The 17,403-nt window shown below is 72.2% G+C and carries 9 protein-coding genes; 2 read left to right on the forward strand and 7 right to left on the reverse strand.

The window, feature by feature from the left end:
* Positions 1 to 826: 826 nt before the first annotated feature.
* The 6 genes from ACZ4S3_RS34940 to ACZ4S3_RS34965 form a co-directional block, all read right to left on the reverse strand.
* Positions 827 to 2,167 carry a chloride channel protein gene (locus tag ACZ4S3_RS34940; protein ID WP_467941852.1) on the reverse strand — a complete coding sequence of 447 codons (1,341 nt, stop codon included), beginning with the start codon at positions 2,165 to 2,167 and terminating at the stop codon, positions 827 to 829.
* Between the two features lie 263 nt (positions 2,168 to 2,430).
* Positions 2,431 to 3,339, reverse strand: coding sequence for a LysR family transcriptional regulator (locus ACZ4S3_RS34945; protein ID WP_467941854.1), 909 nt, complete (start codon positions 3,337 to 3,339; stop codon positions 2,431 to 2,433).
* 35 nt (positions 3,340 to 3,374) lie between these two features.
* Positions 3,375 to 4,613 (reverse strand): glycine C-acetyltransferase, encoded by a 1,239-nt coding sequence (locus ACZ4S3_RS34950; protein ID WP_467941856.1) that lies wholly within the window; start codon positions 4,611 to 4,613, stop codon positions 3,375 to 3,377.
* Between the two features lie 55 nt (positions 4,614 to 4,668).
* Positions 4,669 to 5,697: an L-threonine 3-dehydrogenase gene (gene tdh / locus ACZ4S3_RS34955; RefSeq protein ID WP_467941858.1), complete on the reverse strand. Its 1,029-nt coding sequence runs from the start codon at positions 5,695 to 5,697 to the stop codon at positions 4,669 to 4,671.
* Between the two features lie 189 nt (positions 5,698 to 5,886).
* A complete protein-coding gene (locus ACZ4S3_RS34960) occupies positions 5,887 to 6,858 on the reverse strand; it encodes a nucleoside hydrolase (RefSeq protein ID WP_467941860.1) in 972 nt (323 codons plus the stop codon).
* Between the two features lie 164 nt (positions 6,859 to 7,022).
* The gene (locus ACZ4S3_RS34965; protein WP_467941862.1) at positions 7,023 to 11,690 is read right to left on the reverse strand and encodes a hypothetical protein; all 4,668 of its coding nucleotides are present in this window, start codon (positions 11,688 to 11,690) and stop codon (positions 7,023 to 7,025) included.
* A gap of 180 nt (positions 11,691 to 11,870) precedes the next feature.
* On the opposite strand from ACZ4S3_RS34965, the gene ACZ4S3_RS34970 reads away from it, so the two are divergent.
* Positions 11,871 to 13,427: a S1 family peptidase gene (locus ACZ4S3_RS34970; RefSeq protein WP_467941864.1), complete on the forward strand. Its 1,557-nt coding sequence runs from the start codon at positions 11,871 to 11,873 to the stop codon at positions 13,425 to 13,427.
* A gap of 105 nt (positions 13,428 to 13,532) precedes the next feature.
* On the opposite strand, the gene hemC is transcribed toward ACZ4S3_RS34970, so the two are convergent.
* Positions 13,533 to 14,468, reverse strand: a complete 936-nt coding sequence (hemC, locus tag ACZ4S3_RS34975; protein WP_467941866.1) for a hydroxymethylbilane synthase — start codon at positions 14,466 to 14,468, stop codon at positions 13,533 to 13,535.
* A gap of 127 nt (positions 14,469 to 14,595) precedes the next feature.
* Between hemC and ACZ4S3_RS34980 the strand changes: the two genes are divergently transcribed.
* Complete coding sequence (locus tag ACZ4S3_RS34980; protein ID WP_467941868.1) at positions 14,596 to 17,397, forward strand: ABC transporter substrate-binding protein; 2,802 nt, start codon at positions 14,596 to 14,598, stop codon at positions 17,395 to 17,397.
* The last annotated feature ends 6 nt before the right edge of the window (positions 17,398 to 17,403 follow it).

Here is a 17,403-nt window from a genome sequence, read left to right on the forward strand (position 1 = left end):
TTTCGGCATGCCGAAATCGCTCCCGTTGAGGGGCCGTGCAGTAGTGGTGTGCCGCGAAGCGGCGGGATGGCTGCCTGGGGCTTGATGGGCTCCGTAGCAACTCGTAGAACTTACACGATCCTATGGGTGCGGCACGACTTGGGGGCACGTCCGCGGTGGTTCGAACTATCCCGCACCGCTGGGTCGCCGGACCACCTGGTCACCGGGACACCCACAAGGCAGGCGTATTCCGATGGTTTGTCCAAAGACGGCACACTCTCAGTGGCGGGCCGCCTGCGAGGGGGGACGGTGATGGACGCATTGAGCGTTGGTGCTGTCCTCCCGCTCCGCTGACGGTTTCGCCGCTGTCCAGGGGGTGCGCCGAGCGCGAGCGCCGCCGTTGCGACAGCGACCAACAGGGCCTCGACGATCTCGGCGGTCCCGTCGGAAGAGCCGGAGCAGGCGGGCGAGGGCACTGCGGCGCGCTCACCACGGCGACGGCTGCGGGCGGCGCTCTGCCGGGTCTCCGCGAAGCCAGACCCCGGGAACCGGACCATCCGCCGTGCGCGACCTGCAGGATCAGCGAGGGGACGAGTCATCAGGGCGAGCGTCAAATGAGCGACACGAGCATCATTTCAGCGTCAAGCCATCGCCTGTAACGCCCACACCGCACAGACGCGCACGGGAAAGCAGGGGAAAACTGCAGGTCAGGCCCCCTTCCTCGCCGCCCGCTCCAGGATCGCCACGCACTCCACATGGCGCGCTACGGGAATACCGCCGTGGGCCCGCCGCGTTGTGGCCCCGCAGGGGGCGCATGCATCCCCTACGGGATCTGTTCGCCCGCCCCCTAGGTCGCAGCGCCGCCCCGGGAAGGGGTGGCCAGCCGCGCCGTCAGGACGTACGCGACGACCACGGCGACGATCACCAGCGGCATGACGGTGAGCCCGGAGCGGCCCAGCAGCAGCGTGGCCATCAGCACCGAGGTCATGGGGAGGCGGAGCATCGCGACCGTCATGGCGCCGATGCCCATGGCGAAGGCAGCGGTTTCCGTGAGGCCGGGAAGGTGGGACAGGGCGATGCCGCACCCCGCGCCGATGAACATCGCCGGGAAAATGGGGCCACCCCGGAAGCAGCTCAGCGACGCGCAGTACGCCAGGGCCTTGCAGACGACCAGCAGCACCAGCACCGCCACCGAAGAGCCGGCGGTGTCGTCGAGCAAGGAGCCCAGCGCCGACTGTCCCGAATACAGGAGCTCGGACGTTGGTTTGCCGGTGCCCTGGGCGAAGGCGATCGCCAGGGCGCCGACCACGAGACCCATCGCCACCGTAGCCGGGAGCCGGTGCGCGGCGACGCGGTCCTTGAGGAAGAGGGAGAGCCGTCGTACGCCGGACCCGGCTAGGGCGCAGAGGACGCCGATGACGAGTGCCCAGCCGAATTCCGAGACGGCCGGGTCGGCGGCCCGGGGGACGTCGTGCAGCGTGAGCGAGAACGGACCGAGTCCGGTCCAGTCCGCCAGACCTGTGAAGATGAGCGCGCCGATGCCGGCCGCGAGCAGTCCGGGCACCAGCACCACGCCGAGCAGCGCACCCCCCAGCCCCGAGGCCTCCATCAGCAGGAACGCCCCCAGCAGCGGGGAGCCCAGCAGCGCACTGACCGCCGCGAAGCTGCCGGCGGCGGCCACCGCGGCGGCGGTCTGTTCCGGCACCTCCCGTCGCAGCAGGCGGACGGCGGCGACGGCCAGCCCACTGCCGAGCGCGATGAGCGGGGCCTCAGGGCCGAGTACCGCGCCGAAAGCGAGCGTGGCCAGCGCCGCCAGCACGATCCCGGGGAGCGCGGAAACAGTGGGGGCGCCGCCGACCGCGAACCCGTCGGCCGGTTCATGGCCTCCCTTGCCCGGGAGATAACGGATGACCAGCGCGACCAGCACCCCGCCGACCGCGAGCATGGGCAGCGGCCACCACATCGGTGTGCCGGTGAATCCCAGAGCGCGCGGCAGGTCCGTGTAGATCAGCGGCTCCAGCTCATGGACGAGCGCGAGAAAGCCGAAGGCCACGGCGCAGATCGGCAGGCCGACCAGTGCGGCAAGCACCAGGAGCTTGAGGTAAGCGCGGCTGCGCAGCAGTGCGAATGGATCCGACGGCGCCGTGGCCGGTGCGCCGCCCGCCGGTCCGGACCGGCCGACCGACATCCGCCTCGCCTCCTCGGAGCCGGGATTGCCTCCGGCGCCGCCCTGGCCGCCGCCGTGCCGAGCCTGCCACGGGTACGCCGGGCAGGCTCGGAGGACGCGGCCGGGTGACGGTGTGCTCGCAGGCTGATCCGATGTCAGCCCCGCCCGGCGTCAGTCCTCATCCGACGCCGGCCCGGTCCGATGTCAGCCCCGTCCGGCGCCGGCCCCATCCGATGTCAGTCCGGTCCGGTGTCAGCCCCTCCCGGCTTCGGCCCCGCCCGGCGTCAGCCCTGCGGGACCGCCGCCGCCTCGAGGGCCGCCAGCACCGGGCGCAGCAGCGGATGGTCCCCCGCGCCCTGGCGCACCGCCGCGAAGACCCGCCGGGTGGGCGCCGCCCCGTCGACCGGCCGGACCACCACTCCCGCGAGGTCCATGTCGGCCAGGGCCGACCGCGGTACGAGGGCCACGCCGGCCGCGGCCGACGCCAGTGAGACCACCGCGCGGAAGTCGTCGGAGGAGTGTTCCAGCCGCGGCTCGAATCCGGCGTACTCGCAGGCCAGGACGACCACGTCATGGCAGGGATTGCCGGGGTACGGGCCGATCCACGGGTCCTGGGCGAGGTCGGCGACCGCCACCCGCGCCGCGCCGGCGAGGCGATGGCCGACCGGGAGTACGGCGTCGAACGGCTCGGCGTACAGGGGGACGCGGGTCAGCCGCGGGTCGTCCGCGCGCGGCGCGCCCCGGTACTCGACGGCGACGGCCACATCGACCTGCCGGTCGAGGACCATGACCAGGCTGGCGTCGCCCTCGGCGTCCTGGACACGGACCCGGATGCCGGGCGAGGAGACGGCGAGCTCGGTGATCGCGGGCGCGACGACCAGCGAGATGCCGGTGGCGAAGGCCGCGACGGTCACCACGCCCGACTCGCCGGAGCCGTATGCGGCCAGTTCCGACTCGGCGCGCTCGAGCTGCGCCAGCACGGCGTTGGCGTGGGTGAGCAGGATTTCGCCCGCGGCGGTCAGGCGGACGCCGCGGGCGCTGCGCTCCACCAGGCGGTGGCCGGTCTCCTGTTCCAGGGCGGCCAGCTGCTGGGAGACCGCCGAGGGCGTGAGATAGAGCGCGGCGGCCGCGGCGGTGACCGTCCGGTGGTCGGCCACCGCGCGCAGGATGTGCAGCCGCCGTGCTTCGATCATGATTCCAGTTTCGCAGGAGCGGCCCTCGGGTCGGGTCACTCCCCCAGAGCGGCCCTCGCATCGATGAACGCGTCGACCGCGCGGTTGACGTCTTCGGTCGAGTGGGCGGCGGAGAGCTGAACGCGGATTCGCGCCTGGCCCTGCGGGACGACCGGGTAGGAGAAGCCGATGACGTAGACGCCGCGCTCCAGCAGCAGCTCCGCCATCCGGGCCGCCTCGGCCGCGTCGCCGATCATGACGGGGGCGATGGCGTGCTCGCCGGGCAGGACGTCGAAGCCCTCCTCGGTCATCCGGGAGCGGAACAGCGCGGTGTTGGCGTTGAGCCGTTCGCGCAGGTCACCGGCCGACTCCAGCAGGTCGAGCACCTTCAGCGAGGCGGCCGCGATCACCGGGGCGAGCGAGTTGGAGAAGAGGTAGGGGCGCGAGCGCTGGCGCAGCAGGGCGACGATCTCGGCGCGGGCGGCGACATAGCCGCCGGAGGCGCCGCCGAGGGCCTTGCCGAGGGTGCCGGTGATGATGTCGACGCGGTCCATCACGTCGTGCAGCTCGGGGGTGCCGCGGCCGCCGGGGCCGACGAAGCCCACCGCGTGCGAGTCGTCGACCATCACCATGGCGCCGTAGCGGTCGGCGAGGTCGCAGATCTCGGCCAGCGGCGCGAGGTAGCCGTCCATGGAGAACACGCCGTCGGTGACGATGAGCTTGCGGCCCGCGCCCCCTTCGGAGGCCTCCTTCAACTGCCGTTCCAGATCGGCCATGTCGCGGTTGGCGTAGCGGAAGCGGCGGGCCTTGGAGAGCCGGATGCCGTCGATGATGGAGGCGTGGTTGAGGGCGTCGGAGATGACCGCGTCGTCCGGGCCGAGCAGGGTCTCGAAGACGCCGCCGTTGGCGTCGAAGCAGGAGGAGTAGAGGATGGTGTCTTCCTGGCCGAGGAAGCCGGAGATCCGCCGCTCCAGTTCCTTGTGGACCTCCTGGGTGCCGCAGATGAAGCGGACCGAGGCGAGACCGTAGCCCCAGCGGTCGAGCGCCTCGTGGGCGGCCGCGACGACGTCGGGGTGGTCGGCGAGGCCGAGGTAGTTGTTGGCGCAGAAGTTGAGGACCTCGCCGGGACGGCCTTCCCCAAGCTCTCGGCTTCGCTCGAGCAGGGGAGACCCCATTGCGGTGACCTTGACGGTGGCGGACTGCGGGGTGCCGATCACCCGCTCGGGCTTGTGCAGGCCGGCGGCGCGGATCTCGTCGAGGGTGCCGCGCAGTTCGTCGCGTACGGAGTCGAACATCGGGGATTTCTCCAGGAGTTGAGGGTGACGGACGGGTACGGGAGCGGTCAGGCGGTCAGGCGGTCCAGTCGAGGATGATCTTGCCGCTGCGCCCGCTCGCGGCATCGTCGAAGGCGGCGTCGAAGTCCTGGTACGGGTAGCGGCCGGTGATCACGGGCGCGAGGTCGAGGCCGCCTTCGAGCAGTACGGACATCGCGTACCAGGTCTCGAACATCTCCCGGCCGTAGATGCCCTTGATCGTGATCATGGAGGTGACGATCCGGGACCAGTCGACGGGGAATTCCTGGGCGGGCAGGCCCAGCATGGCGATCCGGCCGCCGTGCGTCATGTTGTCGATCATGTCGCGCATCGCCTCGGGCCGGCCGGACATCTCCAGGCCGATGTCGAAGCCCTCGCGCAGGCCCAGCGCGCGCTGGCCGTCCGCGATGGAGGTTTCGGCGACGTTGAGCGCCAGGCTGACGCCGACTTTCCGGGCCAGCTCCAGGCGCGGTGCGCTGACGTCGGTGATCACGACATTGCGGGCGCCCGCGTGCCGGGCGACGGCCGCGGCCATGATGCCGATCGGTCCGGCGCCGGTGATCAGCACGTCCTCGCCGACCAGCGGGAACGACAGCACGGTGTGCACGGCGTTGCCGAACGGGTCGAAGACGGCGGCGATATCGAGGTCGACCGGGACCCGGTGCACCCACACATTGGCCGCGGGCAGTGCCACGTACTCGGCGAACGCGCCGTCCCGGCCGACGCCGAGGCCGACCGTGGCGCGGCACAGGTGCCGGCGGCCGGCCAGACAGTTGCGGCACTTGCCGCAGACCAGGTGCCCCTCACCGCTGACGAGATCACCGGCCTTGATGTCGGCCACGTCGCGCCCGGTCTCCACGACCTCGCCGACGAACTCATGGCCGACGGTCAGCGGCGTGCTGATCGACTGCTGGGCCCAGCCGTCCCAGGAGCGGATGTGCAGATCGGTGCCGCAGATGCCGGTGCGCAGCACCTTGATCAGTACGTCGCCCGCGCCGACGGCCGGCTCCGGCACGTCCATGAGCCACAGTCCGGGCTCCGCCTTCTGCTTGACCAGTGCCTTCACCGCAACGGCTCCCGTACGTAAAAGTGACCTGCCGGGGGCACGCCGCGGCCGCCCGATCTCCGTCAGGAAATCTTCCGTACGTCGGCCGCCTGGTCCATCGAGGTTTTCTTAAGCGCGGTCACAGCTGCCCTTTACGCCCCGGGAGCACCGGCCCTCACGGGGCCTCCGGCGCGGTGCCCCCGGCGGGTGTCACGTCACCGGGGCCCTGCAGAGCCGGTCGACCAGCAGCTCGGGGAAGGTGCCGTCGGTCTCCAGGACCACCCGCGCGGTGGCGTCGGCCCGCTCGGGGTAGCCGAGGTGGATGCCGCGGGTGTCGGCAATCAGGGCGCCGCGGCCCGCCGAGTCCCCGGTGTCCACGGCGGCGTGGACGCGTGGTGCCTGGAGCGGAACGACCTCGCCCACGGCGACGGCTGCGGCCAGAGGGTCATGGCAGGCCGCGCCGCGGAACGGGAACGTGTCTGCCGCATGGAACGCGTAGTAGACGTCCAGCGACTCGCCCACGAAGCGGGTCAGGGCGGTGCCATGCGTCAGCAGCCGCTCCCGGTGGTGCTCGGTGAGGACCTCGCGCATGGTGGCGTCCAGCGGCACGATCGTCAGCTCGCGCCAGCCCGCGGCCAGCACCGCCGCGGCCGCCTCGGGGTCGTTGCCGATGTTGGCCTCGGCTACCGCGGAGATGTTGCCCGGGTGGTGCACCGCGCCGCCCATCACCGTGAGGGTGCGGACGAGTTCGGGCAGGCGGGGCTCGCGCCGGAGGGCCAGGGCGAGATTGGTCAGCGGCGCGGTCGCCAGGATCGACAGTTCGCCGCCCGCGGCCCGAGCGGTCTCGATGATCAGGTCCGGCGCGTCCTGCGGCACCGGGGAGCCGGACGGTTCCGGCAGCCGCACATTGCCCAGGCCGTTGTCGCCGTGCACATGCGTCGCCGGCTCCGGTGTCCGCCCGCGCAGCGTCGTTTCGGCGCCCGCCGCCACCGGGATGTCGCGGCGGCCGACCAGCTCGAGCACCTGGAGCGTGTTCCTGGCCGCCTGCCGCGCGTCGGTGTTGCCGGCCACGGTGGTGACCGCGCGGAGATCGGCCGCCGGGGTCAGGGCGAGATAGAGCAGTGCGAGGGCGTCGTCCACGCCGGTGTCGCAGTCCATCAGCAGCGGGAGTTTTGAGGTCATCGCATCTCTTCCGGGAGGCGGGCGGCTGGGGGCGGGTGACTGGGGCGGGCGTTTGGTGGCGGGCGTCTGGTGGCGGGCGTCTGGGGGTGCGTTGCGGTGATGCCTGAAGCGGGACGCAGACAGGTCGGGTTGGGGCACCGGGCCGTATGCCTGGGACGGTCGCCTCAGCGTCCGGCCCAGGCGCCGGCGAACATCCGGTGCAGCGGACGGGGCGGCAGCAGGCGGGTGAACGGGCCCTCCACCTCGCGTTTTTCGGTGGCGGTGGCCAGATAGGCGTCGAGCTTGGCGGTCTCCAGCGGCAGATGGGGTGCTTTGAGGTCGGTCCAGCCGCCGGGGAGGAATGCGCTGCGGCCGGCGCGGCTGCGCTTTTCCGTCACGATGGCGCCGGTGGCGGCCAGTTCGGCCTGTACGGTGCGGTGCCGGGCGGGGGTCCAGTCGTTCCAGCGGCGTACGTTGCGGTCGGTGGGGCGGGCGAGGGTACACAGCTGGAGGTGGAGCGCGGCGGCGTCCGGGCCGACGCCCAGTGCCCCGGCCACCTCGTCGACCAGTTCCGGCACGCTCAGCAGGGGGTTCGCCTCGTATCCGCCGATCGGTACGGGGGTGTTGGCGGCCCGTGCGGCCAGCTCGGCGACGCCGTCGCGCAGCACACGTATCCGTTCGATCTCGCTGCGCAGCTCGGTCATGCCCAGGTCCGTGCAGAGCCGCGTCATCGCTTCGTACGCCCCGCGGCGGCCGAATCCCGCGGGGCGCAGAAACACCGAACTCCAGCCGCCGGCCGCCTGCACGAGGAGCAGGCCCTGGTCGTAGTACATCGGTGGGCGCGCCCGGTCGCTGATGGGTGGCTCGATGGCCGCCACCGGGTACATTTCCGGGCCGAACAGGGCGGTCATACGGGCCTGGTCGAGCGAAAAGCGGTAGCTCCGCAGCCGGACGAACAGCTCCGGGGCGTCCAGGCGCTCGGCCAGGCGTGCGCAGAGCGCCTGCACTCCGGCGGTGGCGGGGTCGCCGACGGGGCGGTCGGTCAGCACCCAGGACAGGGCGGACGCCATGGCGAGATACGGGGTGTCGTAGCTCGGCCGCTCGCCCGGGGAGCCGTCGGCCGCTATCGGATGGACGTGGAGCGAGCCGTATTTGTTGGCGACGATGACCCGCCGCAGGTCTTCGGTGAGCAGGCCGCCGCCCTGGGGATCGCCGAGTGCCGCCGCCATGGACTCGCCGAGGTCCAGTTCCCGTTCCAGTTCGGCGGTCAACTCCTCGTCGACCGACGTCTGTTGACCAAGAATCGACGCCCATGCCGCGGCCATCCGCTCGGCGGCCGCCACCAGCCCCTGAGTCGTCCAGAGCTCCGCGGGGTCGTCGGGCAGTCCGGCCGCCAGGACGCGCGTCCGGCCCGCCCTGCCGAGGCGGCCGACCAGGGACTCGGCCTCGCGTGCGACCGTGGGCGTGGCCTGGAACGGCTTGCCGCGCAGCATCCGCCGGGTGTCGTCGAATCCCGGCTTCGTGGGCAGCCCGGCGAGGGCGTGCACGGCCACCGCCCGGCGCACACCGCTGCGTGCGACAAACGCCGCGACGGCCTCGGGGGTGATGTGCAACGGCCCCTGTTCGGTGAGCAGTTCCAGCAGGCGGGTGAGGCGGGCCGCGTCGTCGCGGGTGATCGTGACCGTACGGATCTCGGTGGCGCCCTGGGGTGCGGGGGCGGACTCGGGCTGGATGAAGCGGTAGGTGCCCGTGGGCTTGAGCGCTGTGGTGGGCTCGGGGGCGACGCCCTGACTGCCGTCGCCCATCCCGGTGGCCACCGCCCGGCCGGTGTCGCACAGGGGGCGCAGCGCCTCGGCCGAGGCGCGGCCGAGCCGCCAGCTGCCGGGCTCGGCGAACGGGGACGCGGCCCAGGTGCTGAGCAGGGCGCCCAGCGCGGTCCGGTCCTCCTGCGTCGTGGTCTGCGTGACGCACCGCCAAGCGGCGGCCTCGATCCCGTCCCCCAGCAGGACCGCCCAGTCACGCGGCCGGGCCGGCGGGCTGATCCGCCGGGCATCGTCATCGATCCGGCCGGTCAGGAACGCTCCGTCGGCGGCGATCGCGGTGACGGTGGCCGGCTGATCGGCGATCTTGGGGGCGTTGTAGGCGAGGGACACCTCGAGCAGGTTGTGCAGGGCGTCGACCAGCGCACGGTCGGTGGTCTCCCCGGCGGGGCGGACCCGGGCACCGGAAATGATCAGCGCGGCCCGTGCCGAGAGGGCTCGGCGGCGGTCCAGGACCCCTGCGGCGGTGCGTACGGCTCGCACCACGCCGTCCAGGACTCCGGGATCCGTCACGCCGGGCAGCACCCGGGCGGCCTCGGCGCGGACCGCTTCGTCGTCCCCGGCACCCGCCGCCGCCAGGAGGGACGTCGCCGCCTCCGCGTCCGCCGTACGCAGCGCCTTGGAGGACTCGGCGTCCCGCGGGGTCAGGAAGTGCCAGAAGGCGGGCGGCGGGAGCATCGGCCGGCCGTCGGCGAAGTCGGATCCCTTGCCGGACCATTTGGTGTGCGGGAAGCCACGGGCCTCCCACAGCAGGGAGTTGTCGGCGGCGGCGTAGCAGCGCATCGGGGTGTGGTCGGTCAGGACGGCGTCGGCGCCGCCTTCGGGCAGCCGGATGATGCCCCAGGGGTCCTCCCCGGGGTGCGTGATCCGGAATTCGGCCCGCCGCCCGTCGTTGCCCTCCAGCAGATAGCGCACCGGGGCGTTGCCGCTGTACTCCCAGTGCAGCACGCGACAGCCGGAGACGCCGTCCACCTGTCCCAGCGGGGAAGCGGGGGCGCCGGGCGGCAGCGGGGCGAGGGTCTGCAGGTCGTGCGTGCGGAACAGGCCCTTGGGCGGGTCGGCGGCGAGGAAGGCCGGCAGGGCGGTGTGGTCGGTGCGGTGCCCGGTCGCCGGGTCGGTCTCGCGCCAGATGCCGTCCTCGCTGCCGTACTTGCTCCCGAAGAGGCGTGAAGTCCACAGCCGGGCGCCGTCGCTGAGCTGCTGCTCGTAGGAAGCGATGCCGTGGCGGCCGCCCGGCCGGAGCACCCGGGTGCCGTCATACCGGCCGCCGCCGTCGGGGGTGGCGAACTGATAGCCGAGCGCGCCGTCCGTGCTGCCACCGTAGGCGACCAGGCCGAGCGTGTCCTCGGGCGCGAACTCGTCCTCGGGGCGGTCGGCCCAGAACGCCTTCTCCGCCAGCCTGCTGTGTCCCCGGCCGCTGCTCCAGCCGACCAGAAAGCTGCCGCCGACGAAGAACACCGAAGGGGCCGAGGCTTCCTCGGGGAGGGCGAACGAGCAGGAGCCGCGCTCTCCGCTGTGGTCGACGGCGATCGCCCGGTCCCGGGTGAAGACGGTCAGCACCGGCCAGGTGCAGGTGACTCCGGCGACCACGGCGCCGCCGCCCAGCTGCCGTACGGCCTCCTCCAGCGCGGGCCAGCACAGCTCCTCCGGCAGGCCGGCACGCAGCGTACGCAGCAGTGGCCCGACGCCGTCGAGGGCGTCCAGCGCGGCGTCGATGCCGTCGAGCGCGGCGATCGTCGGCGGGTCGAGGACCGCGTCCAGCTTGGCCACGGCCTCCGTCGCCGCGCCCAGTCCGCCGTCCGCGACCACATCCAGCAGCCGGGTCACCCGTTCGTGCAGCGCCGCGTCGGTCCCTTCGCCGAGCGGCAGCCGCGGGGCACCGGCACGCGGCTCGCGCGGCGCGTACGCCGTGCCCGCCAGCCGCACCCCCAGCACCGGGTCGGCGGCCAGCGCCCGATAGTCCCGCCGGGCGTCCGCGCCCCAGTACGTCAGCCCCACGCGCGCACCGGGGTCCGCCACGGTGATCCCGTTGGCCAGGCACAGGTCGACGAGATCGGCGTCGAAGAGGGTGTGCCGGAAGCGTGAGGTGTGCAGGCTGACCGTGGTGTTCTCCGCCCTGATCCGCGCGGCGAGGCGGGGCACCAAGGTGTACAGCTCGTCGGGCATCGCCTGCCGCCTGACCCCGGAGTTGGATCCTCGGTAGGAGTAGTGGAACGTGAACTGACCGAGCCAGTGGCCGAGCCCGCCGCCCGGGACGATCCGGCCCTCCGCCATGGCATCGTCGACTCCGGTGGCCGCCAGCAGCCGCAGCCAGGCGCCGCCGTCGGTGACCGAGGTCGGGAACAGCTCCGCCAGGGCCTGGCGCACCGGCGCCGGGGGCGGCACTTGGGCGAAGACCTGGCCGACGCCCTCCAGCAGACCGTCCGGCAGCGGCCGGCCCTTCGACGCCACGATGAGGTCGCCCAGTGCCTGCGCGCTCTCCGTCACCCCGAGCCCCGCCGCCTTGGCCGACGCCTGCACCCTGCGGTGCAGATCCTTCGCGGGCGCACCGCCACCGGCCGCGAAGTCCAGCAGGAAACGTACGAACTCCTGGTGGGCGGAGCCCGCTTCGAGCGTGCTGTGCAGCCGCCGCTGGTGTACGGCGATCTCCTTGGCGGGCAGCGCGCCGAGACGGGCGTAGAGCAGGACGTTCGCGCGGTGGTACGCCTCGTCGACCGGCAGGCCGTGCTGCTCCTCCGCCTGGCGGGCCAGTGCGTATGCGGTCCCGGCATGGCGGGGCATCCACGGGCCTGTCCGGTGGCCGACGGTGTCCCAGAACCACGGCAGGTGCGCCGCCGGGAGCTTGGCGGCACGGTGCTTCAACTCGTCCAGAAAACGGCCCGGTTTGTTCAGCGCACGGCCCAGCCCGTCCTTCATCGCCGCGATGAGGTCATGCGCGGAGCCTTCCCCCTCCGGGGCATGCAACCGCACCCAGTCCAGGAAGACGGTCGAATTCTTCGGATCGGCGGGCGGCATCACGGGCAGTGCAGACATGGAAGAAATCTTGGCATGCCGCACTGACAATCGGCCGGGGAGCGGTCCGCGGCCGGGGAGTGTAGGGGTCCCGGCGTCGAACTCGGTGGAATTCATCGCACCTTGAGTGGCCCTGAGACCGCGATGAGCCGGCTGCGTAGGACTGGGTGACAGCAGTGCACCCCAGCTGGAGGTCAGTGAATGAGTCCCCGACAGGATGCCCGGCGGCAAGCGGGCCACCGCCATGTGAACAAGCGGACCGGCGCCATCGTGGGCGCCTCCGCCGTCGCCATCGCGGCGGCGGCGATCCTGCTCCCCAACGCCCATGCCAGTACGGAACAGCCGCCCGCCCCGCGGACCTTCTCCGCACCGTCGGCGGCCCGGCTCGCGGCGTCCCTGAACGCGGATCTCGGGGACAAGTCGGCCGGCTGGTATCTGGACGGTGCGACCGGTCACCTGGTGATGAATGTGCTGGCGGAGGACGACGCCGCGCGCGTCGCATCCAAGGGTGCGGTCGCCAAGGTCGTACGTCACAGCATGGCCGCGCTGAAGGCGGGCGCGCGGACGCTGCGCGATTCGGCGTCGGTGCCGGGCACCGCATGGTCGATCGATCCGCGGACGAACAGAATCGTGGTGCTCGCCGACAGGACGGTCACCGGTCAGAAGATGGCCACCCTGGCCAAGGCCACCGGGGCAATGGGCGCCATGGTGACCGTCAAGCGGTCGGCCGGTGAGTTCAAGCGGTACGACGGCGGGGGCATGGGGGACGGGCAGCAAGGGGCCGGTGGGACAGGCGGGGATGACGGGTCGGGCGCGGTTGGCGGTGCCGGCGGAGATGGCGGTGCCGGAGCGGTTGGCGGTGCCGGCGGAGATGGCGGTGCCGGGGCGATCGGTGGCGCCGGAGGCGCGGGCGACGCAGGTGGCTCAGGCGACGCAGGTGGCTCAGGCGACGCAGGTGGCTCAGGCGACGCAGGTGGCGCGGGCGACGCAGGTGGCTCAGGAGCTGACGGCGGCGCGAATGCCGCCGGAGGTGCAGGAGACGCCGGAGGTGCAGGAGACGCCGGAGGTGCAGGAGACGCCGGAGGTGCAGGAGGTGCAGGAGGCGGCGGTGGCGCGGCCGCCGCGCCAATAGGCGGCAGTGCCATCTTCGGTGGCAACGCCCGCTGTTCCCTCGGCTTCAACGTCACCGTGAAGGGCGCTCCGGCCTTCCTCACCGCGGGCCACTGCGGCAACGATTCCAAGACCTGGTCCGCCGATCAGGGTGGCAGCCAGCCGCTGGGCACCGTGACCGACTCGCAGTTCCCCAAGACCGACTTCGCGCTGGTCACCTACGACGACACGAGCGCGCAGCCGCAGAGCGCGGTCGACCTCGGAGGCGGCAAGACCCAGCCGATCGCCAAGGCCGCGGAGGCCGCCGTAGGGATGAAGGTGCAGCGCTCGGGCAGCACCACCGGTGTCACCGACGGCACCGTCACCGGACTCGACGCCACCGTGAACTACGGCAACGGCGACATCGTCAACGGCCTGATACAGACCGATGTGTGCGCCGAACCCGGCGACAGCGGCGGCTCGATGTTCTCCGGCGACTCGGCCGTCGGGCTGACCTCCGGGGGCAGCGGCGACTGCACCCAGGGCGGCGAGACGTTCTTCCAGCCGGTCACCGCCGCGCTCAAGGCCACCGGCGCGGAAATCGGTGCGGGTGGGGGCGACAACGGTGGCGGTGCCGGCGCTGCGGGCGGCGGTGATGCCGTGAACTGAACCCAACCGCCGATCCCGGGTCAAGGGCCCCGCACCGTGGCGAACGGTGCGGGGCCCTCTCCGGTCCCGGTGCGCGAGGGCGTCGCTCGCTCAGTGCGCGATCGCTCAGTGCGCGATGTTGTCGATCAGCTCGCGCGCGCCCTGCCGCAGCAGGGCCACGGCCACCGACGTCCCGAGCGTCTCGGGGTTGAGCGGCCCGGCCCACTCGTGGGCATTGAGGACCGTTTTCCCGTCCGGAGTGAACACGCAGGCCCGCAGGGCGAGTTCACCCCGCCGGTCGGCCGTCGCATAGCCCGCGATCGGGCTGTTGCAGTGGCCCTGGAGGACATGCAGCAGCATGCGCTCGGCGGTGGTCTCGCGGAAGGTCGCGGGGTCGCCGAGGCCGCTGACGGCGTCGATGGTGGCGGTGTCGTCCTCGCGGCACTGGAGGGCCAGCACGCCCGCGCCGATGGGCGGGCACATCGTCTCCACCGACAGGATCTCGCTGATCACATCCGGGCGGCCGATGCGCTCGAGCCCGGAGACCGCCAGCAGCAGCGCATCCGCCTCGCCCGCGGCCAGCTTCTCCATCCGGCGGTTGGCGTTGCCGCGCATCGGGACGCACTGAAGGTGCGGATGGGAGGCGGCGAGCTGGGCGATGCGCCGTACGGAGGAGGTGCCGATCCGGGTACCGGCGGGCAGTTCGTCGAGGGTGAGTCCGCCCGGGTGGATCAGTGCGTCGCGGACGTCGTCGCGCTTGAGGAATGCCGCGAAGGTCGTACCGGCGGGCAGCGGGCGGTCGCCGGGGATGTCCTTGACGCAGTGCACCGCGAGGTCCGCCTCACCGGCGAGCAGCGCGGCGTCGACCTCCTTGGTGAACGCGCCCTTCCCCTCGACCTGGGACAGCGCGCCCATCCAGCGGTCACCGGTGGTCTTGACCGGGATGACCTCCGTGGCGGTGCCGGGGTGCAGCTCGCGGAGTTCGGCGCGGACGCGCTCCACCTGGGCCAGGGCCATGGGCGAGTCACGGGAGACGATACGGATCAGCTCTGGGGCGGACATGCCGCCACGATAGACCGTCCGGCGCGAGGATCTCGGGTGGGCCCGCGTCCGTGGCGCAGAGCCTTCCGGGACCGGCGGTGCGGTGTCAGAATGTCCGCCCTACTCCCGACCATCCCTCGGGGCATCCATGGTGTCGAACGAACTCGATTCCCATATACCGGTGTTCCGCGGAGCGGGACATCTGCTGCGTCTGACAGCCGATCTGGTGCGCCGGCCACGGCGCCGCGAGTGTCCCGAACCGGTCCGGCACCGGGGCGTGGCGCAGGGCCGGGAAGGCCTTCCCGTGGTGTGTCTGGTCAACGGCGAGGGCCACACCCAACTCGCCAAGGGCATCAGCTACTTCCTCAGCCACGCCGACCCGCGGCGGGTTCCGCACGTCCTGCACGACCTCGACGGCGAGCCGTCGGACCCGGAGTCCGTCGAGGCGGTGCGGTGCACTCTGGAGCGGCTGGCACGGGGCTTCGCCCTCAGTGTCAACGGCAGCGACGGCCGGGTGCGGTTCCGCAGGTTCGGGCTCGTCAACTGGCTGGCGCAGTCGAGCGCGGACGGCGGCCCCGGCTATGCGGGCGGCGGCATGGAGGGCAATGACCACACCCTGCTGCAGGGGCTACGCGAGCGGGAGTTCCGGCGGCGGCGGCTGTTCGGGCTGCTGCGGTCGCCGGAGACCGAGCTGGCGGTGGAGGGCAAGGTGCCGTGGTGGGTGTGGCTGTTCGCGGTGCATGTCTTCCCGCTCGCGTGGTTCCGGGTGCGCCGCGGGCTCGGCCGCGAATACCGGTGGTTGCTGAACCAGCCCTATCTGGCGCCCCGCGACCCGGGCACCTTCATCGGGTTCGCCGAGCGGCTGACCGCGCCGCACAACCAGGTGGAAGACCCGGAGCAGTTACGCAAGCTGATGGTCAACGCCTTCCTGGAAGACCTGCGGGTGGCGTTCCGGCGGCGCATATGGCGGCCGCGGACGGCCCGGCGGACCGCCTACTGTGTGGCGCTGCTCGACGGTACGGGCGCCGGGAACTGCGGCTATGCCCTGCTGCAGGCGATCATCGACGTACGTAACGAGACCGGGGCGTTCGACCCGCTGCTGGTCATCAGCTGCGGTGCGCGGCCGCCCGCGGCCGACTCGCAGGTACGCGCGGACTGGGGTCACCACTCGCTGTGGGAGCTCACCGACCGGCTCTACTGCGGCTGGCGGGACACCTTTTTGCACACCGGCCGGGCCCGTAACCGGGCGCCGTGGTATCTGCCGGTGTCCGTGCCGGAGCTGATGCCGCCGTCGGAGGAGCCGGAGCCGCGGGCGCAGTACGAGCTGACCCGGCGGCTGGAGGTGGGCCAGGACGCCCGGCTGCGGATCCCCGAACCGCCGCTGTGGGCGCGCCGGACGGTGTCGGTGGTGGTCGCGTGCTGTGTGACCGTCGCGCTGCTGGGGGCGGGCGGTCTGGTGCTGCGCGGCGAGAGCGCGTACCGGCAGGCGCACTGCGGTCTGAACCGGTTCGAGGACGACGCGGAGACCTTGCGTACGGCGGAGACCGGGGAGTGCATCGGGGTGTCCCGGCACGGTTTCACCTTCCACTCCCCCGACCAGGCGCTCAACGACACCCTCGCGAAGATCTCCGAGCAGAACAGCCGCGCCGAGGCCGCGCACCAGGCAGCGCCGGAACGCCCTTTCGTGACGCTGATCCATCTGTCCGCGCTGCTGAGCAGTACGGGCAAGTCCTCCGCCCAGCTCGCCTATGGGCGCGAGGCGCTGCAGGGCGCGGCGAGCGCGCAGGCCCGGCAGTTGCGCAGCACGGGCAGCTCGGAGCCGATCCTGCGGATCTTTCCCGCGAACGCCGGGTCCGGGATGCGCTTCGGCACCCGGGTGGTGGAGATGCTGGAGGGGCTCAAGCGGCAGGATCCGTCGATCGTCGGGGTCACCGGGCTGGACCAGAGCCGGCGGGCGACCAACCTGACGATACGGAAGCTGACCGAGGTGGGGCTGCCGATGGTGGCCACCACGTTGTCCGCGGATTCCCTGGTGCGGCAGTCGCCGATGTATTTCCAGGTGTCGCCGCAGAATGCCCGGGAGGCGGATGTCGCGGCGGCGTACGCCGATCATGTCGTGAAGTCCACGGGGAAGAACAAGAAGAAGCAGATCCGGGTGATCGGCTCCGCCGACCCGAGTGACACGTACAGCAAGAGCCTGAGCGACGATGTCGCCAAGCGGTTCCGGGCGCGCGGGTTCACGGTCGAGGAGGTCTCCTACACCCCGCCTCCGGTGCCCGGCGGTGAGCCGGTCTCGGATGCGCCCGGTGCGGGGGCGGTGGGCCGGCGGACCTGTTCCTATCCCGGGCTGGTGTTCTTCGCCGGGCGTTCGGAGGACTTCGAGACGTTGCTCAGCGGGATCAACGAGTCCTGCAATTCGTCGCCGCCCACGCTCATCGGCGGCGACGATGTGGCCCGGCTCGCGGCCGATGCGGAGCGTCGTACGCACTATCCCGGTATCCCGTACGACTTCCTGGACTTCACGCTCGGCTCGGCGCGCTGCGACGGCACCAGCGAGCTGTATGCGGAGATGAGCCGGCTCTTCCCCAAGGAGTGTGCGAAGGTCCCCAGTTCGTCGCTCGACGGCCATGCGGCGCTCGGTTTCGACGCGGTCAAGCTCTATGTCAACGCGGTCAAGCAGCTGCGGGAGGAGGCCACGGGCATGCCGCTGACGCCGCCCGCGGTGTGGCATGCGATCAGTGGGGTGCACGGGGACGAGGCGCTGGACGGCCAGAGCGGGATCATCAGCTTCGGCGGCGATGTGGACCGCCAGGTGCCGCTGGACAAGCTGCTGTCGATCCAGCACATCGATATGGCGGGCAGGCCCGCCCAGGCCGGATTCTGCGGCCGGGTCGGCGGGCGTCGGCAGGCGTCGTGGTGCCCCGCGCTGGAGCCGGAGAAAGGCAGATGACCACCA

The organism is Streptomyces sp. NPDC028368, from assembly GCF_055565615.1.

Excerpts from the sequence above, each read along its gene's own strand:
- ACZ4S3_RS34940 (WP_467941852.1), bottom strand. The coding sequence starts at position 2,167 with ATGTCGGTCGGCCGGTCCGGACCGGCGGGCGGCGCACCGGCCACGGCG.
- ACZ4S3_RS34945 (WP_467941854.1), bottom strand. The coding sequence starts at position 3,339 with ATGATCGAAGCACGGCGGCTGCACATCCTGCGCGCGGTGGCCGACCAC.
- ACZ4S3_RS34950 (WP_467941856.1), bottom strand. The coding sequence starts at position 4,613 with ATGTTCGACTCCGTACGCGACGAACTGCGCGGCACCCTCGACGAGATC.
- ACZ4S3_RS34960 (WP_467941860.1), bottom strand. The coding sequence starts at position 6,858 with ATGACCTCAAAACTCCCGCTGCTGATGGACTGCGACACCGGCGTGGAC.
- ACZ4S3_RS34965 (WP_467941862.1), bottom strand. The coding sequence starts at position 11,690 with ATGTCTGCACTGCCCGTGATGCCGCCCGCCGATCCGAAGAATTCGACC.
- ACZ4S3_RS34970 (WP_467941864.1), top strand. The coding sequence starts at position 11,871 with ATGAGTCCCCGACAGGATGCCCGGCGGCAAGCGGGCCACCGCCATGTG.
- hemC (WP_467941866.1), bottom strand. The coding sequence starts at position 14,468 with ATGTCCGCCCCAGAGCTGATCCGTATCGTCTCCCGTGACTCGCCCATG.
- ACZ4S3_RS34980 (WP_467941868.1), top strand. The coding sequence starts at position 14,596 with ATGGTGTCGAACGAACTCGATTCCCATATACCGGTGTTCCGCGGAGCG.